Source organism: Pseudomonas sp. MIS38 (assembly GCF_019891575.1).
Taxonomy (GTDB): Bacteria; Pseudomonadota; Gammaproteobacteria; order Pseudomonadales; family Pseudomonadaceae; genus Aquipseudomonas; species Aquipseudomonas putida_A.
On the sequence record NZ_JAFLXF010000022.1, the window covers coordinates 97,391 to 120,121 of the forward strand.

At 61.5% G+C, this 22,731-nt stretch carries 20 protein-coding genes; 7 read left to right on the top strand and 13 right to left on the bottom strand.

Going from position 1 to position 22,731, the window contains the following annotated elements; all coding sequences use genetic code 11:
* Position 1: 1 nt before the first annotated feature.
* From J1G18_RS22365 to pmbA, 4 genes are all read right to left on the bottom strand, one after another.
* Positions 2–442, bottom strand: coding sequence for a hypothetical protein (locus tag J1G18_RS22365; protein ID WP_096795353.1), 441 nt, complete (start codon positions 440–442; stop codon positions 2–4).
* Between the two features lie 27 nt (positions 443–469).
* Positions 470–1,846: a class II fumarate hydratase gene (locus J1G18_RS22370; protein WP_223008490.1), complete on the bottom strand. Its 1,377-nt coding sequence runs from the start codon at positions 1,844–1,846 to the stop codon at positions 470–472.
* Entirely contained in the window at positions 1,827–2,234 is a 408-nt protein-coding gene (locus J1G18_RS22375; protein ID WP_027610839.1) for a hypothetical protein, read from the bottom strand. The genes J1G18_RS22370 and J1G18_RS22375 overlap by 20 nt, the downstream gene beginning before the upstream one ends.
* 242 nt (positions 2,235–2,476) lie before the next feature.
* Complete coding sequence (gene pmbA / locus J1G18_RS22380) at positions 2,477–3,823, bottom strand: metalloprotease PmbA (protein WP_027610838.1); 1,347 nt, start codon at positions 3,821–3,823, stop codon at positions 2,477–2,479.
* A gap of 108 nt (positions 3,824–3,931) precedes the next feature.
* Here pmbA and yjgA point away from each other — a divergent pair, with 108 nt between their 5' ends.
* A complete protein-coding gene (gene yjgA / locus J1G18_RS22385) occupies positions 3,932–4,456 on the top strand; it encodes a ribosome biogenesis factor YjgA (RefSeq protein WP_003221672.1) in 525 nt (174 codons plus the stop codon).
* 51 nt (positions 4,457–4,507) lie between these two features.
* On the opposite strand, the gene tldD is transcribed toward yjgA, so the two are convergent.
* From tldD to mreB, 8 genes are all read right to left on the bottom strand, one after another.
* Entirely contained in the window at positions 4,508–5,950 is a 1,443-nt protein-coding gene (gene tldD / locus J1G18_RS22390; RefSeq protein ID WP_007961588.1) for a metalloprotease TldD, read from the bottom strand.
* A 4-nt stretch (positions 5,951–5,954) separates the two neighbouring features.
* On the bottom strand, positions 5,955–6,815 hold the full coding sequence (locus J1G18_RS22395) for a carbon-nitrogen hydrolase family protein (protein WP_095139487.1): 861 nt from the start codon (positions 6,813–6,815) through the stop codon (positions 5,955–5,957).
* A gap of 58 nt (positions 6,816–6,873) precedes the next feature.
* Positions 6,874–10,677: a YhdP family protein gene (locus J1G18_RS22400; protein WP_223008492.1), complete on the bottom strand. Its 3,804-nt coding sequence runs from the start codon at positions 10,675–10,677 to the stop codon at positions 6,874–6,876.
* A gap of 75 nt (positions 10,678–10,752) precedes the next feature.
* Positions 10,753–12,210, bottom strand: a complete 1,458-nt coding sequence (gene rng / locus J1G18_RS22405; RefSeq protein ID WP_007961585.1) for a ribonuclease G — start codon at positions 12,208–12,210, stop codon at positions 10,753–10,755.
* Between the two features lie 58 nt (positions 12,211–12,268).
* Positions 12,269–12,865 carry a Maf family protein gene (locus tag J1G18_RS22410; RefSeq protein WP_210558900.1) on the bottom strand — a complete coding sequence of 199 codons (597 nt, stop codon included), beginning with the start codon at positions 12,863–12,865 and terminating at the stop codon, positions 12,269–12,271.
* Positions 12,866–12,909: 44 nt separating this feature from the next.
* Complete coding sequence (gene mreD, locus J1G18_RS22415; protein ID WP_223008494.1) at positions 12,910–13,401, bottom strand: rod shape-determining protein MreD; 492 nt, start codon at positions 13,399–13,401, stop codon at positions 12,910–12,912.
* Complete coding sequence (mreC, locus tag J1G18_RS22420; RefSeq protein WP_223008496.1) at positions 13,401–14,525, bottom strand: rod shape-determining protein MreC; 1,125 nt, start codon at positions 14,523–14,525, stop codon at positions 13,401–13,403. Before mreC ends, mreD begins: the two co-directional genes overlap by 1 nt.
* 141 nt (positions 14,526–14,666) lie before the next feature.
* Entirely contained in the window at positions 14,667–15,704 is a 1,038-nt protein-coding gene (mreB, locus tag J1G18_RS22425; RefSeq protein ID WP_002555108.1) for a rod shape-determining protein MreB, read from the bottom strand.
* A gap of 211 nt (positions 15,705–15,915) precedes the next feature.
* Here mreB and gatC point away from each other — a divergent pair, with 211 nt between their 5' ends.
* The 6 genes from gatC to J1G18_RS22455 all read left to right on the top strand — a co-directional run bounded on the left by gatC (position 15,916) and on the right by J1G18_RS22455 (position 21,216).
* Positions 15,916–16,203, top strand: coding sequence for an Asp-tRNA(Asn)/Glu-tRNA(Gln) amidotransferase subunit GatC (gene gatC, locus J1G18_RS22430; protein ID WP_003221657.1), 288 nt, complete (start codon positions 15,916–15,918; stop codon positions 16,201–16,203).
* Between the two features lie 16 nt (positions 16,204–16,219).
* Positions 16,220–17,671: an Asp-tRNA(Asn)/Glu-tRNA(Gln) amidotransferase subunit GatA gene (gene gatA / locus J1G18_RS22435; protein WP_097090387.1), complete on the top strand. Its 1,452-nt coding sequence runs from the start codon at positions 16,220–16,222 to the stop codon at positions 17,669–17,671.
* A 10-nt stretch (positions 17,672–17,681) separates the two neighbouring features.
* Entirely contained in the window at positions 17,682–19,127 is a 1,446-nt protein-coding gene (gene gatB / locus J1G18_RS22440; RefSeq protein ID WP_007961565.1) for an Asp-tRNA(Asn)/Glu-tRNA(Gln) amidotransferase subunit GatB, read from the top strand.
* Between the two features lie 229 nt (positions 19,128–19,356).
* Positions 19,357–19,731 carry a septal ring lytic transglycosylase RlpA family protein gene (locus J1G18_RS22445; RefSeq protein WP_210558899.1) on the top strand — a complete coding sequence of 125 codons (375 nt, stop codon included), beginning with the start codon at positions 19,357–19,359 and terminating at the stop codon, positions 19,729–19,731.
* A 46-nt stretch (positions 19,732–19,777) separates the two neighbouring features.
* Complete coding sequence (locus J1G18_RS22450) at positions 19,778–20,839, top strand: calcium/sodium antiporter (RefSeq protein WP_135294958.1); 1,062 nt, start codon at positions 19,778–19,780, stop codon at positions 20,837–20,839.
* Entirely contained in the window at positions 20,836–21,216 is a 381-nt protein-coding gene (locus tag J1G18_RS22455; RefSeq protein WP_003221648.1) for a carboxymuconolactone decarboxylase family protein, read from the top strand. The genes J1G18_RS22450 and J1G18_RS22455 overlap by 4 nt, the downstream gene beginning before the upstream one ends.
* A 135-nt stretch (positions 21,217–21,351) precedes the next feature.
* Here J1G18_RS22455 and J1G18_RS22460 read toward each other — a convergent pair whose 3' ends face one another.
* Positions 21,352–22,293 (bottom strand): AEC family transporter, encoded by a 942-nt coding sequence (locus J1G18_RS22460; protein ID WP_134785438.1) that lies wholly within the window; start codon positions 22,291–22,293, stop codon positions 21,352–21,354.
* Between the last annotated feature and the right edge of the window lie 438 nt (positions 22,294–22,731).

Sequence of the window (22,731 nt, forward strand, 5' to 3'; positions counted from 1 at the left end):
TTCAGTGGACTCCATGGTGATGTGAGACTGAGGCGCGGCGTGCATTGCCGGTGTCCGGGTGCAGCAGGCGCTGGGTGCGCGGGTATTCGCCGTGTTCGCTGATGAAATTCAGCAGTTCGACGTAGGTCTTGCTGCTCTGGCGCAACGCCGCTTCCCGCAGGGCCGGACGCAGGCGCTCGTCCTGCATGGTCTGCAACAGCCGTTGATGAATCGCGCAAAGGTATTCGGCGCTCTCCTCCGGTTGATTCAGGCGCAGGTGCAGATCCGCCAGGTTGTGGTGGGAGATGACGCAGGCCGCCACCGCTTCGTCGGCATCGGCCCAGCGCTCGAATAGCACTTGCGCCAGGGCCAGGGCTTGCAGATAAGCTTCACGGGCATCAATCAGCTCGCCCAACATGAAGCAGCGATTGGCCCGTTCGATCGTGCGTTTCCAGTGCTCCATGGTGAGCCTCCAAAGCGGTTGCGGGGTTTACACGCCGCCGGCGGTGAGTTTCTCGGGGTTGAGCAACTCTTCCAGTTGGCTGCGCGACAGGTCGGTGTGCTCCAGCGCGACGTCGATCACCGGGCGGCCCTGCTTGTAGGCCTGCTTGGCGATTTCGGCGGCTTTCTGATAGCCGATGATCGGGTTGAGCGCCGTGACTAGGATCGGATTACGCGACAGCGCTTCTTTGAGCCGCGACTCGTTGACCTTGAAGCTGGCAATCGCCTTATCACCGAGCAGGCGGCTGGCATTGGCCAGCAGCTCAATGCTGCTGAGCAGGTTCTGGGCGATGATCGGCAGCATCACGTTCAGTTCGAAGTTGCCCGACTGGCCGGCGATGGTGATCACCGAATCGTTGCCGATCACTTGCGCAGCGACCATCGCAGTAGCTTCCGGAATCACCGGATTAACCTTGCCCGGCATGATCGACGAACCCGGTTGCAGGGCTTCCAGCTCGATCTCGCCAAGGCCGGCGAGCGGACCGGAGTTCATCCAGCGCAGGTCGTTGGCGATTTTCATCAGCGACACGGCGGTGGCCTTGAGCTGACCGGAGACGGCGACGGCGGTGTCCTGCGAGCCGATCAGGGCGAACAGATCCTTGCCCGGAGTGAATTGCACGTTCGTCAGTTGGCTGAGCTGGCGACTGAAACGCTTGGCAAACTCCGGGTGCGCGTTGATCCCGGTACCGACCGCCGTACCGCCCTGCGCCAGCGATTGCAGGCTCGGCAGCAAGTCCTGCAGATGACCGATGTTGGCCTTGAGCTGTTGCGCCCAGCCATTGAGCACCTGACTCATGCGCACCGGCATCGCGTCCATCAAGTGCGTGCGGCCGGTTTTGACGTGGTGGTGCACCTGATCGGCTTTGTTTTCGATGACCTGCACCAGATGCAACAGCGCCGGCAGCAGTTGTTCGTGCAACGCCAGGGCGGCGCTGACGTGGATGGTGGTCGGAATGATGTCGTTGCTGCTCTGGCCGCAGTTGACGTGATCGTTCGGGTTGACCGGTTCATCGAGCAGGCGGCTGGCGAGGGTCGCGATCACTTCGTTGGCGTTCATGTTGGAGCTGGTGCCGGAGCCGGTCTGGAAGATATCCACCGGAAAATGCTGCATGAAATCGCCTTCGAGCAGGCCTTGGGCGGCATCGCTGATGGCCTTGCCCTGGCCGGCGCTGAGCTGGTTGAGTTCGACGTTGGCCCGCGCCGCGGCGGCTTTGGCGAGGATCAGCGCGCGAATGAATTGCGTTGGCATCGGCTTGCCACTGATCGGGAAGTTATCCACTGCGCGCTGGGTCTGCGCGCCGTAGAGAGCGTCCACCGGCACGTGCAGTTCGCCCATGCTGTCACGCTCAATACGAGTCTTGGTCATCGGTAAATCCTTGGACTAATTCAATGAGAGGAATCGAGGGAAGCAACTCGCAGGTCGCCAGTTGCCAGGTGTAGCGCTGCCAGCGCTGGAGCCGGCAGTTGCACAGCGACAGGCGCTCCATTTCACGCAACGGACGCCAGGCTTGATCGAGACACAGGCTGCGCCAGTGCCACGGCAACGCGATGTCGGTGGCTGTGTCGAGCAGCAGACGGAAGGAGGTTTCAGCGATGGTCCACGGGGAAGTCGCCGTACAGCAGGCCAGATAACGGCCTTCGGCCAGGTAATGTTCGATCAGGCGTGGTTCGTCAGGATCCATCGCGCAACGGATCTGTCGACTCATCCAGCGCCAGCTTTCGAGGTACGGCTGCTCGTGCAAGGCAGAACTCATGATCCGGGACTCGTTCGGAGATGAGATTTATTATTATATGATAATGAGAACCAAAACAAGAGCGCCTGATTACACAGACTTCATCGGGGCAGCGAGCCTGCTCGCGAAGGCGTCGTGTCAGTCACCGCTGGGGTCGGCCGCTTTCGCGAGCAGGCTCGCTCCCACAAGGTTTTGTGTGGAGCCAAGAAAAAAGGCGCGCCACCCGATGAGGTGGCGCGCCTTTCTTGTCTGACCGCTGGGGCTTAGCTGCCCGCGACAGTCATCCGCTCGATCAACACCGAACCCGTGCGAATATTGCTGCGCAGCTCCAGATCATTACCGACCGCGACGATCTGCTTGAACATGTCGCGCATGTTGCCGGCGATGGTCACTTCCTGCACCGCGAACTGGATTTCGCCGTTTTCGACCCAGAAACCCGCCGCCCCGCGCGAATAATCGCCGGTGACCATGTTCAAGCCATGGCCCATCAATTCGGTGACCAGCAGCCCACGGCCCATGCGCTTCAACAGCGCCGCCTGGTCTTCGTCACCGTGAGTGACGAACAGGTTGTGCACGCCACCCGCGTTGGCGGTGCTCGGCATGCCGAGTTTGCGCCCGGAGTACGTGCCGAGGATGTACGACACCAGTTCGCCCTTCTCGACGAACGGCTTGGCGTAAGTGGCCAGACCATCGCCGTCGTAGGACGCACTGCCCATGGCGCGCATCAGGTGCGGACGCTCGTCGATGGTCAGCCATTCCGGAAACAGCTTCTGCCCCAAAGTGCCTTCGAGAAACGACGATTTGCGGTACAGGCTGCCGCCGGACACCGCCGACAGGAAACTGCCGAACAACCCGCCCGCCAGCTCGGCGGAAAACAGCACCGGCACTTCGCAGGTCGGCACCGGACGCGCGCCCAGACGGCTCGCGGCGCGTTGCGCGGCACGCTGGCCGATGCTCACCGGATCCGCCAGCAGGCTGCCCTGACGATTGACGTCATACCAGTAATCGCGCTGCATCTGGCCGTCGGCTTCGGCGATCATCACGCAGCTCAGGCTGTGCCGGGTCGACGCGTAACCGCCGATGAAACCGTGGCTGTTGCCATATACACGGCAGCCCTGATGGGTGCTGAGGGTGGTGCCGTCGGCGTTCTTGATTCGCGCATCGGCGTCGAACGCGGCGGCTTCACAGAGCAACGCCTTCTCGATGGCCTGCTCCGGGGTGATGTCCCATTCGTGGAACAGGTCGAAATCCTGCACATCCCTGGCCATCAGCGCGGCATCGGCGAGGCCCGAGGCTTCGTCTTCAGAGGTATGTTTGGCGATCGCCAGTGCAGCGGCAACGGTTTCACGAATCGCGTCCGGCCCGGTGGCGGAGGTGCTTGCCGAGCCTTTTCGCTGGCCAACATACAAGGTGATGCCAAAGCCTTGGTCGCGATTGAATTCGACCGTCTCGACCTCACGCTGACGCACCGACGTCGACAAACCCTGCTCCAGCGACACCGCGACTTCGCAGGCACTGGCGCCCTGACGCTTGGCTTCGGCGATGATCTGCTCGACCTGTTCCTGCAGTGCCGGCAATGCTTGCGGGCCGACGCTTTGAACTGCACTCATGCTCATCTCCACTCAAATTCTACTTTCGGCTGGGGTCATCGAGCGACCGGGCCGGACAAGCGGCCCCCGACTGGTTATCATGGCGGCGTTTCTTTGCGGACTGCCACCATGGTTGATTCTTACGACGACTCCCTCGATACGGGAGAAAAAAGCAAATCTCAGGTCAAACGCGAGCTGCATGCTCTGGTTGACCTTGGCGAGCGCCTTACAACACTCAAGCCCGACTTGCAGGCAAAACTGCCATTGACCGACGCCTTGCGCCGGGCCCTGGCTGATGCGCCGAAGCACACCGCGAACATCGCGCGTAAACGGCACCTGCAGTTCATCGGCAAACTGATGCGCGATCAGGACACTGACGCGATTCTGGTCCTGCTCGATCAACTCGATGCCTCCACCCGTCAGTACAACGAGCGTTTCCACAACCTCGAACGCTGGCGTGACCGCCTGATCGCCGGTGACGATGCCGTGCTGGAGAAATTCGTCGTCGAATACCCCGACGCCGATCGCCAGCAACTGCGTTCCCTGATCCGTCAGGCTCAGCACGAGGTTGCGCAAAACAAACCTCCTGCTTCCAGCCGCAAGATCTTCAAGTACATCCGTGAGCTGGACGATACGCAACGCGGCCTGCGTTGATACTCGCCATCGGGTGGCCGCCCTGCGCGCCACCCGCAGCTCCACCTCTTTTTATGCGCCCGTGCCACCCACGGTAATCGCATCGATCTTCAGCGTCGGCTGACCGACACCCACCGGCACCGACTGCCCGTCCTTGCCGCACGTGCCCACACCGCTGTCCAGCGCCAGATCGTTACCGACCATCGACACCCGGCTCATCGCCTCGGGGCCGTTGCCGATCAACGTCGCGCCCTTGACCGGCGCGGTGATCTTGCCGTCCTCGATCAGGTACGCCTCACTGGTGGAGAACACGAACTTGCCGCTGGTGATGTCGACCTGACCGCCGCCAAGGTTGGCGCAGTAGATGCCCTTCTTCACCGACGCGATGATTTCCGCCGGATCGCTCTCGCCTCCGAGCATGTAGGTGTTGGTCATGCGCGGCATCGGCAGATGCGCGTAGGACTCGCGACGACCGTTGCCGGTACGGGCCACGCCCATCAGACGCGCATTGAGCTTGTCCTGCATGTAACCTTTGAGCACGCCGTTCTCGATCAGCGTGGTGCACTCGGTCGGAGTGCCTTCGTCGTCGACGCTCAGCGAGCCGCGACGACCGCTCAACGTGCCGTCATCGACAATGGTGCAGAGCTTGGAGGCAACCATTTCGCCCATCCGCCCGCTGTAGGCCGAACTGCCCTTGCGGTTGAAGTCGCCTTCCAGACCGTGACCGACCGCTTCGTGCAGCAGCACGCCGGACCAGCCCGAACCGAGGACGACAGGCAAGGTGCCGGCCGGTGCCGGAATCGCTTCCAGATTCACCAGCGCCTGACGCAGTGCTTCACGGGCATAGCCCATGGCACGGTCTTCGGCGAGGAAATAACGGTAGTCGGTACGCCCGCCGCCGCCATGTCCGCCGCGCTCGCGACGGCCATTCTGCTCGACGATCACGCTGACGTTGAAACGTACCAGCGGACGCACATCAGCGGCCAGGCCTCCGTCGGTGGACGCCACCAGAATCCGTTCCCAGACCCCGGCCATGCTCACGCTGACCTGCTGAATCCGTGGATCGAGGGCGCGGGTGGCGACGTCGATGCGCTTGAGCAGCTCGACTTTCTCGGCGCGGCTCAGCACTTCCAGCGGATTGTCCGGCGCATACAACTGCGCGACATCCTGAGTGCTGAACGCCTGCACCGTGCCGTTCTGCCCGGCGCGGGAGATCGAGCGGGCGGCACGGGCGGCAGCGCCCAGGGCTTCGAGGGTGATCGCGTTGCTGTAGGCAAAACCGGTTTTCTCGCCGGACTGCGCACGCACGCCAACACCTTGGTCGAGGTTGAAGCTGCCTTCCTTGACGATACCGTCCTCCAGCGACCACGACTCAGAGATCTGGCCCTGGAAATACAGGTCGGCAGCATCGATGCCCGGGCCTGCCAGATCGCCGAGCACGCCTTGCAGGCTCTCGATGGTCACGCCGCCGGGCGCCAACAGGTGATCACTGACTGAGGACAACAACTCGCTCATAGGTTTACGCCTTAAATTCATGTTCTGAAGCAGGCCGCTGGGCGCCCTGCGAGAAAAACCGCCGATGATTCGTCACCGGCATTCGCGCCCTGATAGACGCTTGTTCATCACTGTCGCGAGCGGCCAGCAACACCGCTTCGCCTTGATCCTGATGCGCCAGCACCCGGCCCCACGGATCGATAATCGCCGCATGACCGAAGGTCTCACGCGGTCCCGGGTGGGTCCCGCCCTGTGCTGCCGCCAATACGTAACACTGAGTCTCGATGGCCCGGGCGCGAATCAGCACGTCCCAATGCGCCGCACCGGTCACTGCGGTGAAGGCCGATGGGGCGGTAATCAACTCGGCCCCGGCAGCGCGCAATTCGCTGTACAGCTCCGGAAAGCGCAGGTCGTAGCATACGGTCAGGCCAACTCGGCCAACCGGCGTGTCCGCGACCACCACGCCACTGCCATAAGCATAGTCATCGGATTCACGGTACCGCCCGCGATTGTCCGCCACATCGACATCGAACAGGTGCAGCTTGTCATACCGCGCCACGGTTTCACCCTGATCGTTGACCAGCAGCGAGCAGGCGTGGGACTTGGCGTCCGGTTGCCCGAGCGGTGGCAACGGCAAGGTGCCGGCCACTATCCATAACTTGAGGTCGCGGGCGGTCTGTTTCAACCATGGCAGGATCGGCCCTTCGCCGAGCGCTTCGGCGCGGCCGATATCGGCGATGTCGCGACGGCCCATGGCCGCGAAGTTTTCCGGCAGCACTGCCAGCTTCGCGCCGCTGGCCGCAGCCTGTTCGAGCAGGCGTCGAGCCTGCGCCAGATTGGCCAGCACATCGCTCTGGCTGACCATTTGAATCACCGCTAAAGACATGGCGCACTCCGTAACAGGTATGCGGCCATGCTACTCCATAGGCCTGGGATGTGGCTGTTCAAAAAGGCTTGTCGAAGGTGATTTTCGGCTCTTTCCACGGGCCTTTGACGGTGTACTTGACGCTGGCGAAGCGTGCCACGCGGTCGCCGATCAGCTTGTCGATCAGGAACAACGCCCCGCCGACCGCCGGCGCGCCGACGATCAACGCGGCAATCGGCAGGTTGTTGGTCACCGGCAAGGTCACCAGCAATTTCGCGTCGACCTGATCGCCGACCAGATCCAGCGTACCGTCCAGCTCAAGATTGCTCGAAGGACCGGTCAGACGAATCGGCTCGCGGGTGACATACACGCCGTTATTAGCCACCAACAGGCCCTTGACCCGATCGTAGCTCAAGCCTTTGCCAAACAAGTCGGAGAAGTCCAGACGCAGGCGACGGCCGATGGAGTTGAAGTTGAGCAGGCCAAACACCCGCAACGCCTGCGCGCCGCCCTCCACTTCAACGAACTGACCTTTATTGAGCGAGGCATCCAGCGTGCCGGAGAAGCGCTTGGTTGCCAGCCATGCCGGCGAGCCCGGCCAGCGGCCATCGACATCCATGTGGAACTCTTCACTGGTCACGCTCGGCGCAAAGCCCCAGCCCTTGAGCACATCGGCAAGGTTTTTGCCGCTGATCCGGCCCTTGAACCAGCTGTTGGTCGAACCCGGCGCCCCTTCCCAGCCGCCATTGCCCTGCAACAGAATGCCCTTGAGGCCCATATCGAGATTGTTCAGGGCAATGCCTTTGGCCGTCGGTCGAACCTTGAGCGACCAGCCGCCCACCAGATCCTGGCCCAGAAACAACTGATTGATGGTGATATCCAGCGCGGGAATCTTGGTCGGGTCGACCGAAACCAGCGGATCAGGCGAATTCTCGTCAGCCTGCACCGTCGGATCCGGCGCCGGCAGACGTACGTATTGCAGATTGACCGCGATCGGCGCGCCCTTGGCATCGGGCAGGCTGGCCGAACCCTTGGCCTGCTGGCTTTCGAGCGCCAGATTCCACGCCCATGGCTTGCGATTGACCTGTACAGCAGCCTGATCCAGCGTGGTGCCGAAGGCGGTGAGCTTGCCCACCTTGAAGTCGGCACTGTTGAGCAATTGCTTGGCACTGCCGCCCGGATCGTTGCCGGCGTATTTGCTGACCAGATCCTGCCACGGCGCGACGTCCAGCTCCGACAGCACACCGCGAATGCGCAAGCCCTTGGCCTCCGGCAGTACGGCGTCGCCCGTACCGAGGAACAGCTCACCGCGACCATCGGCGATATTGCTCGGCGGCGCGGCGAAGGTGAAGCTCGCCAGCTGATCGTAGTTGACCCAGTAACGCCGCTCCGCACCTTGCAACGTCATGCGGAACACCGTGTCACGACCCTGCTCGGCCGACATGCCAAACGGTGCCGGCAGATCCACTGCCACGCCTTTCATGCTGGAGCTGACAGTGAGCTGACTGTCAGTGCCGTCAAGGTTGACCTGCAACTGATACGGAAGGGTCCCGGACACCGGCAACGGCTGAGTCACGCCCAGCCAGTCAGTGAGCTTCTTGACCTCGACCTGCCCGGAAGCCGCGACCCGAGTCTTGAGCTTGTTCGGGCTGCCATCAGCGAAAATCTGCGCGGTCACCGGCTTGTCGAAGGCCCTGGCGGCGATGTTCTGCCCGCTCAGCCCCTTGGCGCTGTCAAAACGGAAATCGCCCTTGAGCTGGCTCAGTTCCAGCTTCGGCTCGGCCAGTTTCAGGCGCGCATTGGCGGTTTTGAAATCGACGAGGATCTTCGGCAGATCGCCCTTTTCCAGCGGAATGTCGAGTTTGACCTTGCCCTGCAAATCGCCCTCGCCTTCCCAGCCGGCAAAGGTTTCGCCGGTACCGATCGGCGCGGTCTGGAGAATTTTCAGGCCATCGCCCAGCCCGCCGGCAAATCCGCCGTCGAGCAACAGATGGGTAGGTTGCCCGGCCGGCACATGGGGAATGTTGACGAAAACGTCGCTGACCTGGGTGTCGAGCAACTGGCCCTTGTCGGCCACGATGCGCACGCCGCTGTCCTCGATGAACACATCGCCGCTGACCTTGCTCACGTGCGGCCAGCCCGGCTGGAACGCCAGCTCGGCGTCATGCACCTTGAAGAACAGGCTGATGCTGCGATCCACGTCCTTGGCGTTTTTGCTCAGCGAACCCTGGTACTGGAAGAAGCCCTGATCCACGGCGCCCTTGAGGATCGCTGTACGCAGCCACTCGTCGAGGGCCGGGCTCAAGACTTCGGGCAGGTATTTGGCGGTGTAGCGACCATCGCCATCGACCAGCCCGACGCGCAGGTCCATGTAGTCTTCCTGGCTATGGTCGAAGTGCAGGCGGATCAGGAAGTCGCCGGCAATCTTGCCCTCTTCGCCCAGCACTTTCAGGTACGGCGCGATCAGGGTGAAACCTTCTTTATCGAGCTTCCAGGTCAGTCGGGCATTGGCCTGGATGTATTGCCATGGCTTGGCGAAGATCGGGTCGAGGTGCAGGACGAAATCCTTGCTGTCCAGGCGCAACTCGCCACCGTCGAGGTTGCCGCTGAGGCTGCCACTGACGTTTCGCGCCGCCGGGGCACCGTGATAGGCATCGAAACCGACATTATCGAGGTTGGCCGCAAAGCCGAATTTCGAGCCGTCGGTGGCATTGGGACGAAAATCCAGCAGCACGTTGCGCAGTCCACCCGTCACCTTCAGGTGGTCGACGACCGTAGCGACGTTTTCGGGCAACGGCCCCAGCGCATTGAGCAACGGCGTGATCGGTGTCAGGTCGAGGCGGTCGGCCTGCAAGTGCCACAACTCATCGGTTTTATCGGTGGCCACCGTCTGCTTGAGCTGCACATGGGATTCCCAGCGGGTCTCGCCGAAGTTCATCGCCAGCGAATCGAGAGTGACAATCGCGCCCTCGTCATCGCGCTGGTAATAGCCGTTGAGCGCCAGATTGCTGATCTTGATCGGCTTGCGCTCGGCATAAGCGCCGGTCACCTGTGGTGCGTTCAAACGGATGGCGGCGCTTTGCAGAGCGCCGTCGTTCCAGTTCACCCACAGCTCGCCGCCAGCCTTGATCTCGGAAAAATTCCACTGTTGGGTCAAACGCTCCGGCAGCCACTTCGACCAATCGCTTTGCGGCAGGCTGACATAACCCTCCAGCGAACTGTCCGGCAATTGAGAGGGGCGAATCCGTGTACGCAGGCTCATCGCCACCGGTTGCCCGTCGGGCAAGGTCAGACGAGCATCAAGACGCTGACGGCTGCTGCCGGTTTTCAGATTGAGGCCGACATACGTAAAGGTCATCGGCGCCTGATCCAGCGGCTGCACGGTCACCTGACTGTCGAGCACCGACAGTTGCTGAACCATCTGCGAGCGCTTGAACAATTGTTCGGGATCCAGCGGCTGATCGTTCTGCACCGGCAGGCCTTCCAGCGCCCAGGTGCCGTCCTGTGCTTCTTTGACACTGATCTTCAGGCCGTTCAATTCCAGATGGGCGATACGCACTTCGCGCGACAGTAGACTGGCCCAGAGGTCAGGCACCACGCGCACCCGATCCAGACGCAAGGCATTGGCGCCGTCACCGACCATCACATCGTGGGCCAGCAGAATCGGCGCGAAGCCGCTCCAGTTGCCTTCCAGCTCGCCGATCTGCAACGGCATGCCAAGCGCAGCCGTGGCCTTGTCTTCGATATCGGTGCGGTATTCCGCCACCAGTGGCGTCAGTTCCCGACCGAGGCTGACGTAGAACGCCATCAACACCAGAACCAACGCGCACAGGCCCAGCCCCCAGCGGGTCAGTGCGGCCAAAATGCGTGTCAGACGCTCCATGTCAGTTGGCTCCCATGGCAAAAAAACTACTGAAAGCTGAGGCCAGCCGTTGTGGATTAGTTGTGCTGCAGGGGTTCAGAGCAGCACCACGTCATATTGTTCCTGGGAATACATGGTTTCGACCTGAAAGCGTATGGTGCGGCCGATAAACCCTTCAAGCTCGGCGACGTTACCGGATTCTTCATCGAGCAAACGGTCCACCACTTTCTGGTTCGCCAGCACCCGGTAACCTTCGGCCTGATAGGCGCGGGCTTCGCGCAGAATCTCGCGGAAAATCTCGTAACAGATGGTTTCCGGGGTCTTCAGCTTGCCCCGGCCCTGGCAACTGCTGCACGGTTCGCACAGCACTTGCTCAAGGCTTTCACGGGTGCGCTTGCGGGTCATCTGCACCAGGCCCAACTCGGTGATGCCGATGATGTTGGTCTTGGCGTGATCACGTTCGAGCTGTTTTTCCAGGGTGCGCAGCACCTGGCGTTGATGCTCTTCATCTTCCATGTCGATGAAGTCGATGATGATGATCCCACCCAGATTGCGCAGGCGCATCTGCCGGGCAATCGCGGTGGCGGCTTCGAGGTTGGTCTTGAAGATGGTTTCTTCGAGATTGCGATGGCCTACAAACGCGCCGGTGTTGACGTCGATGGTGGTCATGGCTTCCGCCGGATCGACCACCAGATAGCCGCCGGACTTGAGCGGCACTTTGCGCTCGAGGGCTTTCTGGATTTCGTCTTCGACGCCATACAGGTCGAAAATTGGCCTCTCGCCCGGATAGTGCTCCAGACGATCGGCAATCTCCGGCATCAGTTCGGCGACGAACTGCGTGGTTTTCTGGAACGTTTCCCGGGAATCGATGCGGATTTTCTCGATCTTCGGGCTGACCAGATCGCGCAACGTGCGCAGGGCCAGACCGAGGTCTTCGTAGATCACACTCGGCGCGCCGATGGTCTGGATCTGCGCATTGATCTGATCCCACAGGCGGCGCAGGTAGCGGATGTCCATGAGAATCTCATCGGCCCCGGCACCTTCGGCGGCGGTACGCAGGATGAAGCCACCGGCCTCTTTGATTCCTTCCTTGGCCACACAATCGCTGACCACCTGCTTGAGGCGCTCGCGCTCGGCTTCGTCTTCGATTTTCAGGGAAATGCCGACGTGGGCGGTGCGCGGCATGTACACCAGATAGCGCGACGGAATCGACAGCTGCGTGGTCAGGCGCGCGCCCTTGGAACCGATCGGATCCTTGGTCACCTGTACCACCAGGCTCTGCCCTTCGTGCACCAGCGCGCTGATGCTTTCCACCGCCGGGCCTTCGCGCAAAGAAATTTCCGAGGCATGGATGAATGCCGCACGATCCAGACCGATGTCGACGAATGCCGCCTGCATGCCCGGCAGCACCCGGACAATCTTGCCCTTATAGATGTTGCCGACGATCCCGCGTTTTTGCGTGCGCTCGACATGGACTTCTTGCAGCACACCGTTTTCGACCACCGCCACGCGCGATTCCATCGGCGTGATGTTGATCAGAATCTCTTCACTCATGGCAGGGTCTCGTTCAGGCATGTTCACGATAATGGCCGCATCTTGATTCGTACGACGCTCATTGCGCGTTCAGGTTTTGCCAACAGGGTATGCCGAAATGGCCCAACAGTTCTGCGGTTTCGCAAACCGGCAGCCCGACCACCGCCGAATAGCTGCCATTGAGCCCGGCGACAAACACCGCGCCGAGGCCCTGAATGCCATAACCGCCAGCCTTGTCCCGGGGTTCGCCACTGGCCCAGTAGGCCGCCGCTTCTTCGCGGCTGATCGGGCGGAACCGCACCAGACTGCGCACCACGCGCGACTCACAGCGCTCGCCTTCGAGCACGGCGATGGCGGTCAGCACTTCATGCTCCTTGCCGGACAACATCATCAGCATGGCGCATGCATCGGCTTCGTCCACCGGTTTGCCAAGAATTTTGCCGTCGAGCACCACCGCGGTATCTGCGCCCAGAACGCAAAATGCCGCGTCGGACACCAGCGTGCGTCGACCGGCCTCGGCTTTGCCACGCGCCAGGCGTTCGACATAGGCCGAGGGCGATTCTTCAGGGAGCGGGGTTTCATCGATGTCCGCACTGATGGCGGAAAACGGCACGCCGATCTGCGTGAGCAACTCACGCCGACGCGGCGAACCAGAGGCGAGGTAAAGCGGCTTCATCAAGACATCTCCCTTGTCGAGGTGCGGGCACATGCCTGACCGAATCAGTTGATTTTGTAGCGCCGGCGCAATCCACGCAAAGCGAAGCTGACCCAAGGCCAGAGCAAGGCACTGACCAGTGCCGGCAGTACCAGCGCCAGGGTGGGCTGACGATTGCCGGTCAAGGCGCTGAGCCACAGCTGCACCAGTTGAGCGAGGCCGAAGATCACCAGGATCACCAGGCATTGCTGCCACATCGGGAACATCCGCAGACGCTGCTGCAACGACAGCACGAGGAAGGTGATCAGCGTCAGGATCAAGGCATTCTGGCCAAGCAGATCGCCCTGCAGCACGTCTTCGGCCAACCCCAGGCAGAACGCGGTGACCATGCCGACCGTATGCGACATGTACAACGCCCAGAAAGTCAGCAGCAAGGCCAGCCAGAGGGGACGCAGGATTTCCATGAACATCGGCAGCGGTGAAACGCTGAGCAGGATGCCGAAGACAAAAGTCAGCCAGACAATCCAGCCGTTACGCGAAGCGGTAGCGCCGACCATTATTCTTGTCTCCCTGTGTTGCCCGGCGCAGTGGCGGGCGGTTTCGCCGCCGGACGCGCAGCAGGCTGGGATGCTGGCGGTTTGGCCGCCGCCGCAGGCTTGGCCGCAGCGGGTTTGCTCGCAGCAGGTTTGGCCGGCGTGGTGCTGGCCGCAGCGGCCGGTGCTGCCGGGGCGGCTGGCGCTGCAGCGGCAGCCGGTGTGTTGACGACTTTCGGCACCGTGGCCGGAAGCATCGGGCCACCGCCCTGCGCATCGAGATTTTCCTGGGCCTGCGCCGCATCGTTGGCGCGCTCTTCGGCGGTGCGGTTGTCACTGAACACCAGCAGCAGATAACGGCTGCGGTTCAACGCAGCGGTCGGCACCGCGCGGACAATTGCGAACGGCTGGCCGGAATCGTGGATGACTTCCTTGACCGTCGCCACCGGATAACCGGCCGGGAAGCGCTGACCCAGGCCGGAGCTGACCAGCAGATCGCCTTCCTTGATGTCAGCGGTATCGGCAACATGCCGCAGTTCCAGACGTTCCGGGTTGCCGGTGCCGCTGGCAATCGCCCGCAGACCGTTACGGTTCACCTGCACAGGAATGCTGTGAGTGGTGTCGGTCAGCAGCAGCACCCGGGAGGTGTACGGCATCAACTCGACCACCTGGCCCATCAGACCGCGTGCATCGAGCACCGGCTGACCGAGCACCACGCCATCGCGCTCACCTTTATTGATGATGATGCGATGGGTGAAGGGATTGGGGTCCATGCCGATCAACTCGGCCACTTCGACCTTTTCGTTGACCAGTGCGGAGGAATTGAGCAACTCGCGCAGCCGCACGTTCTGCTCGGTAAGGGCGGCAAGCTTCTGCATGCGCCCCTGCAACAGCAGGTTCTCGGTCTTGAGTTTTTCGTTTTCGGCGACCAGCTCGGTGCGGCTGCCGAACTGACTGGCGATCCCTTCCCACAGCCGTCCGGGCAGGTCGGTGATCCAGTAGGCGTCCATCAACACCAGCGACGCTTGTTTGCGCGCGGGTTTGAGCAGGTCGAAGCGGGCATCGACCACCATCAGCGCGACCGACAGCACGGCCAGCACCAACAGGCGCACACCCAACGAAGGGCCTTTGGCGAAAAGCGGTTTAATAAGCCGCTCCTCCCAGGCAAATGTTCTGTTTATTCATACGGCATCAAACCGGCCTGGATGAAGACTGACAGAAGATAAACGCCAACAGGCAGCACTGCAAAGTGCTGCCTGTGCGCTCACCCACGTATTGCAAACCGGCGCTTATTCGCTGGAGAGCAGGTCCATGGTGTGCTTGTCCATCATTTCCAATGCACGGCCACCGCCGCGAGCAACACAGGTCAGCGGATCTTCGGCAACGATCACCGGCAGACCGGTTTCCTGGGCCAGCAACTTGTCGAGGTCACGCAGCAGCGCGCCACCACCGGTCAGCACCAGGCCACGCTCGGCGATGTCGGAAGCCAGTTCCGGCGGCGATTGCTCCAGCGCGCTTTTCACCGCCTGAACGATAGTGGCCAGGGACTCTTGCAGAGCTTCCAGCACTTCGTTGGAGTTCAGGGTGAATGCACGTGGAACGCCTTCGGCCAGGTTGCGACCGCGAACGTCGACTTCGCGAACTTCGCCGCCCGGGTAGGCCGTACCGATTTCCTGCTTGATGCGCTCGGCAGTCGATTCACCGATCAGGCTGCCGTAGTTGCGGCGTACGTAGGTGATGATCGCTTCGTCGAAGCGGTCGCCGCCCACGCGGACGGATTCGGCGTAGACCACACCGTTCAGGGAGATCAGCGCGATTTCAGTGGTACCACCACCGATATCGACGACCATCGAACCGCGTGCTTCTTCAACCGGCAGGCCGGCACCGATCGCAGCAGCCATCGGCTCTTCGATCAGGAACACTTCACGGGCACCGGCACCGAGGGCCGATTCACGGATGGCACGACGCTCAACCTGGGTGGATTTGCATGGAACGCAGATCAGCACACGAGGGCTGGGCTGCAGAAAGCTGTTTTCGTGAACCTTGTTGATAAAGTATTGCAGCATCTTTTCGCAGACGCTGAAGTCGGCGATCACGCCGTCCTTCATCGGACGAATGGCAGCAATGTTGCCCGGCGTACGGCCGAGCATGCGCTTGGCTTCGGTGCCGACAGCAACGACACTTTTCTGGTTACCGTGTGTCCGAATGGCCACAACCGATGGCTCATTCAGGACGATACCGCGCTCGCGCACGTAAATAAGGGTGTTGGCAGTGCCCAGGTCAATGGAAAGATCGCTGGAAAACATGCCACGCAGTTTCTTGAACATGGGAAAGGGACCCTAGGCAACGCGTGGGTAAAAAAGTGCGGCAAACTCTAACAACGACAGGGATTTTGGGCAAGGCGCCAATATGTTAAATTGGCCGCTTTTCTGTGCACCAAGCCCCACAATCGCGGCCTTATGACCGTAGAAGTGCGGTAGTGTTCCGACAATCTAACACACGGACGCCGTCCGTTCTGTTTTCCACTGGAGAATCCCGATGGCGCTAGAACGCTCCGACGTGGAAAAAATCGCACATCTGGCCTGCCTTGGCCTGAATGATGCCGATCTTCCGCACATTACTTCCGCCCTCAACAGCATTCTCGGGCTGGTCGACGAAATGCAGGCCGTCGATACCGACGGTATCGAGCCTTTGGCCCACCCGCTGGAAGCCAGTCAGCGCCTGCGCGCCGACGTCGTGACCGAGACCAATCACCGCGAGGCCTATCAGTCCATCGCACCAGCGGTCGAAAACGGCCTGTATCTGGTTCCGAAAGTCATCGACTAAAGGGAAAGAGCCTGCAATGCATCAAATGACTCTGGCCGAGATCGCCCGCGGTCTCGCCGATAAAAAGTTTTCCTCCGAAGAGCTGACCAAAGTCCTGCTGGCGCGTATTACCCAGCTCGATCCGCAGCTCAACAGTTTCATCAGCCTCACCGAAGAGCTGGCACTCGAGCAGGCGAAAGCCGCCGATGCACGCCGGGCCAACGGTGAGAGCGGCGCCCTGCTCGGTGCGCCGATCGCCCACAAGGACTTGTTTTGCACCCAGGGCATCCGCACGAGCTGCGGTTCGAAGATGCTCGACAACTTCAAGGCCCCGTACGACGCCACCGTGGTCGCGAAACTGGCCGCTGCCGGCGCCGTGACCCTGGGCAAGACCAACATGGACGAATTCGCCATGGGTTCGGCCAACGAGTCGAGCTGGTACGGTGCGGTGAAAAACCCGTGGAACCTGGAACACGTGCCGGGTGGTTCGTCCGGTGGTTCGGCGGCGGCGGTTGCCGCTCGTCTGTTGCCGGCGGCCACGGCCACCGATACCGGTGGTTCGATCCGTCAGCCCGCTGCATTCACCAACCTCACAGGCCTGAAACCGACGTACGGTCGTGTTTCGCGCTGGGGCATGATCGCTTACGCCTCCAGCCTCGACCAAGGTGGCCCGTTGGCGCGTACGGCCGAAGACTGCGCGATTTTGTTGCAAGGTATGGCCGGGTTCGACCAGAACGACTCCACCAGCATCGATGAGCCGGTTCCGGATTACTCCGCCAGCCTCAACACTTCGCTGCAGGGCCTGCGCATCGGCGTGCCGAAGGAATACTTCAGCGCCGGTCTCGACCCGCGCATCGCCGAGCTGATCCAGAACAGCATCAAAGAGCTGCAGAAGCTCGGTGCCGTGATCAAGGAAATCAGCCTGCCGAACATGCAGCACGCGATTCCTGCGTACTACGTGATCGCGCCAGCCGAGGCCTCCTCGAACCTGTCGCGTTTCGACGGCGTGCGCTTCGGCCATCGCTGCGAGAACCCGGAAAACCTGATCGACCTGTACAAACGCTCGCGTGGCGAAGGATTCGGGCCGGAAGTGCAGCGCCGGATCATGGTCGGCGCCTACGCGCTGTCCGCCGGTTACTACGACGCCTACTACCTGAAAGCGCAGAAGATCCGTCGTCTGGTGAAGAACGACTTCATGGCGGCCTTTAATGAAGTCGACATCATCCTCGGCCCAACCACGCCGAACCCGGCCTGGAAACTCGGCGCGAAGAACAGCGATCCGGTCGCTGCCTATCTGGAAGACGTCTACACCATCACCGCCAACCTCGCGGGCCTGCCGGGCCTGTCGATGCCGGCCGGTTTTGTCGACGGTCTGCCGGTGGGCGTGCAGTTGCTTGCGCCGTATTTCCAGGAAGGTCGCCTGTTGAACGTTGCCCATCAGTATCAGTTGAACACTGACTGGCACACCCGCACCCCAACCGGCTTCTGAGGAGACACACATGCAATGGGAAGTCGTGATCGGGCTGGAGATTCACACTCAGCTCACTACCCGGTCGAAAATCTTTTCCGGTAGTTCCACCCAGTTCGGCTCCGAGCCGAACACCCAGGCCAGCCTGATCGACCTGGGCATGCCCGGCGTATTGCCGGTGCTGAACCAGGAAGCGGTGCGCATGGCGGTGATGTTCGGTCTGGCGATTGACGCCGAGATCGGTCAGCACAACGTGTTCGCCCGCAAAAACTACTTCTACCCGGACCTGCCGAAGGGCTACCAGATCAGTCAGATGGAATTGCCGATCGTCGGCAAGGGCCACCTGGACATCGCGCTGGAAGACGGCACCGTCAAACGTGTCGGCATCACCCGCGCGCACCTGGAAGAAGACGCCGGCAAGAGTCTGCACGAAGAATTCAACGGTGCCACCGGCATCGACCTGAACCGTGCCGGCACGCCGCTGCTGGAAATCGTTTCCGAGCCGGACATGCGCAGCGCCAAGGAAGCCGTGGCTTACGTCAAGGCGATCCACGCGTTGGTACGTTATCTGGGCATCTGCGACGGCAACATGGCCGAAGGTTCGCTGCGTTGCGACTGCAACGTCTCGGTCCGCCCGAAAGGCCAGGTCGAGTTCGGCACCCGCTGCGAGATCAAGAACGTCAACTCGTTCCGCTTCATCGAGAAGGCCATCAACTCCGAGATCCAGCGGCAGATCGAGCTGATCGAAGACGGCGGCAAAGTGATCCAGCAGACCCGTCTGTACGATCCGAACAAGGACGAGACCCGTCCGATGCGCTCCAAAGAGGAAGCCAACGACTATCGTTACTTCCCCGACCCGGACCTGCTGCCAGTGGTCATCGAAGAGTCGTTCCTCGGCGAGGTGCGCGCTACCCTGCCGGAACTGCCACCGCAAAAACGCGAGCGCTTCCAGAGCCAGTTCGGTCTGTCGGCCTACGACGCCAACGTGCTGGCTACCAGCCGTGAGCAAGCGGACTACTTCGAGAAGGTCGCAGCCATCGGCGGCGACGCCAAACTGGCGGCGAACTGGGTGATGGTCGAGTTGGGCAGCCTGCTCAACAAGCAAGGCCTGGACATCGACGAGTCGCCGGTTTCCGCTGAACTGTTGGGCGGCATGCTGCAGCGCATCAAGGACAACACCATCTCCGGCAAGATCGCCAAAGTGGTGTTCGAAGCGATGGCCAACGGCGAAGGCACGGCGGACGAGATCATCGACAAGCGCGGTCTGAAGCAAGTGACCGACAGCGGCGCGATCTCCGCGGTGCTGGACGAAATGCTCGCGGCCAACGCCGAGCAGGTCGAACAATACCGTGCGGCAGACGAAGCCAAGCGCGGCAAGATGTTCGGCTTCTTTGTCGGTCAGGCCATGAAGGCTTCGAAAGGCAAAGCCAACCCGCAGCAAGTGAACGAACTGCTGAAAAGCAAGCTCGAAGGCTGATGCAAATGGGGCCAGACCTGAAGCCTGGCTCCATCCCCTGTGGGAACAATCCATGGCTGAAGGGGTTTTGTGGTGAGGGGATTTATCCCCGATGGGCTGCGAAGCGGCCCCAATTCTTCTGTATCTGGAATTTGGGGGCGCTGCGCGCGCCATCGGGGATAAATCCCCTCGCCACAGAAGCTGATCTTCACATTGGGTTGTTTCCACATTTGTTTTGTGGAGCCTTTGAATGAAACGTCTGCTCGGCGCCTGCGCCCTGCTCTCCTTGCTCGCCGGTTGCGCCAGCAACGACATCATCGACCCGCACGGTTACGACCAGACCGGCGTCGCCTCCTACTACGGTGCCAGGCACCACGGTAAGCGCACCGCCAGTGGCGAGCCGTTCAACCAGCATTCCCTGACCGCCGCCCACCGCCAATTGCCATTCGGCACCCGGGTGAAGGTCACCAACCTGAAAAACGACAAATCCTGCGTTGTGCGCATCAACGATCGTGGCCCGCACACCCGTGGCCGCTTGATCGATGTCTCGCGTGAAGCCGCCGAACACCTCGGCATGCTCGGTAGCGGCACCGCACGGGTGCGCATACAGGCCCTCGACGACTGATGGAGCGCTGACCATTTTTGCTCTAGCCGACCTACCACTGATCAAGGTGATCGAGCTGCTTAGCGGCCTGATCCTGCTGATCCTCGGCGCCGAACTGATGGTGCGCGCCGCGGTGCGTCTGGCCGCGCGCCTGCATGTGCGGCCGCTGATCATCGGCCTGACCATCGTCGCCCTCGGCAGCAGCGCCCCGCAGATGGCGGTCAGCCTGCAAGCGACCCTGGCGCACAACCCCGACATTGCCGTCGGCAGCGTGATCGGCAGCAGCATCTTCAACATCCTCGTGACCCTCGGCCTGTCGGCGCTGATCATTCCGCTGCGGGTGTCGCGGCAACTGGTGCGCCTGGATATTCCACTGATGATCGGCGCCAGCCTGCTGGTGTTCGTCCTCGCTTGGAATGAACAGATCGGCCGCTTCGACGGCGTGCTGTTGCTCGCGGCATTGGCGTTGTATCTGGGCCTGTTGCTGCGCCAGTCGCGGCACTCGGCGCGCCCGCATTCGGAATCGCCACAACCTCCGCAGGTGCCGTGGTTCAGCAGTCTGCTGATGATCGTTGTCGGCCTGGCGCTGTTGGTGTTCGCCGGGCATTTGCTGCTCGGCGCAGCGGTGGCGGTGGCGACCGATCTGGGCTTCTCCGAACGGGTGATCGGTCTGACGGTGGTTGCGGTCGGCACCTCGCTGCCGGAACTCGCCACCTCGCTGATCGCGGCATTGCGCGGGCAACGCGATATCGCCGTGGGCAACGTGATTGGCGCCAACCTGTTCAACCTGCTCGGGGTGCTCGGGGTCACTGCGTTGATTGCGCCGACGCCGTTGTCGGTCTCGCCCAACGCGCTGGATTTCGACTTGCCGGTGATGCTCGGCGTCGCCGCGCTGTGCCTGCCGGTGTTCTATTCCGGCTACCGTGTGACCCGCGCCGAGGGTCTGCTGTTGCTCGGTTTGTACGCGGCTTACGGACTGCACGTGGTGTCGTTCACCACCGGCATGCCGCTGGCCGGCAAACTGGAAAAACTGATGCTGTTCTACGTGCTGCCGACGCTGCTGGCGTTTCTGTTGTTCACGTCCGTACGCGCCTGGCGCCGCCAACACCACAAGAGGGATGTGCCATGACCGATTCGCAGAAAACCGGGGTTGAAATCCGCCGTCAGGTAATGGGTGATGCGTTCGTTGATCGCGCCTTGGGCAACGCCACCGAATTCACTCAGCCGTTGCAGGATTTCGTCAATGAACACGCCTGGGGCGGCGTGTGGAATCGCGAAGGTCTGCCGCTGAAAACCCGCAGCCTGATTACCCTTGCAGCGCTGACCGCATTGAAGTGCCCGCAGGAATTGAAGGGCCACGTGCGCGGTGCGCTGAACAATGGCTGCACGGTCGAGGAGATTCGCGAGGCGCTGCTGCATTGCGCGGTGTACGCCGGGGTGCCGGCGGCGATTGATGCGTTTCGCGCGGCGCAGGAAGTGATCGACAGTTACCAGAAACCTGAGTGAAAGGACTGACGCCTTCGCGAGCAAGCCCGCTCCCACAGGGTTCTTTGGTGTTGTTGAAATCTGATTAACAACACAAAAACCTGTGGGAGCGGGCTTGCTCGCGAAGAGGCCCGCAGGAGCAACCCGAGTCTCAGGCTAGATCCACCCACCCCACTGCAACAGAAAGATCCCGATATTGGTGGTCACCGCCGCCATCAGCGTGGTCAGCACAATGATCGCCGCTGCCAGCTCATGATTGCCCTGCGCCGCCCGGGCCATGACGAAACTGGCCGCCGCCGTCGGGCTGCCGAAGTACAGAAACAGAATCCCCAGCTCTGCGCCACGAAAGCCCCACAACCACGCCCCCAGCGTCGCCAGCACCGGCAGGCCGATCATCTTCACCAGACTCGAACTCAGCGCCATGCTGCCGCTCTTGCGCAGCGCCGCCAGTGACAGCGTGCCACCAATGCAGATCAGCGCCAGCGGCAAAGTGGTTTGCGCCAGATACTGGCCGGAGGTTTCCAGCCAGCCCGGCAGGCTGATCTGGAAATACGCGAACGGCGCGGCGGCAATCACGCTGATGATCAGCGGGTTGCTGAACACGCTTTTGCAGATGCTCCACGGATCGGACTTGATCACCGGGCTGTACACCGCGAGCACGATGGTCGACAGCGTGTTGTAAAACAGGATCACCAGCGCCGCGAGAATCGCCCCGAGGGAAATCCCGTAGTCGCCGTACATGCTCGCCGCCAGCGCCAGACCGATCACCCCGTTGTTGCCGCGAAACGCACCCTGGGTGTAGATACCGCGATCTTCACGCGGGCACTTGATGATCGCCCAGCCCCAGGCCAGGGCAAAACTCACCAGCGTCGCGATCGCAAAATAGATCAGCAGCGCCGGTTGCAGTGCGGCGTGCAGATCCGCATGCAGAATCCCGAGAAACAGCAGCGCCGGCATGCTGACGTTGAACACCAGCGCCGAGGCGGTGTGGATGAAGTTGTCGTTGATCCAGTCGATGCGCTTGAGCAACACCCCGAGGAACAGCATGGCGAACACCGGCGCGGTGATGTTCAAGGTTTCGAGGAAGATTGCCAGCATGCCGGGGGAGCCTTTGGGTGAGCGTCGTCAGGGCTTAATGATAAGCCAAAAGCTTGAAAAGCCCCTCACCCTAACCCTCTCCCGGAGGGAGAGGGGACTGACTGAGGTGTGGTGCGTCATACATCGACCTGCAATACCGAGTCGACTATGGATTCGGCAAAGCATTTTCAGGTCGGCGTATTATTAAAATTCCCGGATCGGCCCCTCTCCCCCTCCGGGAGAGGGGGCTGACTGAGGTGTGGTGCGTCATACATCGACCCGAGAGACCGAGTCGATTATGGATTCGGTAGACCCCTTTCAGGTCGGTGTATTACTAGAATATTCCCGGATCGGCCCCCTCTCCCTCCGGGTGTATGTACCGGAGACATGGTGGACACATGTTCGGAGACATGGTGGACGGTTTTAGATCTTCTTACCTGCTGTGACAATCTGCAAGTT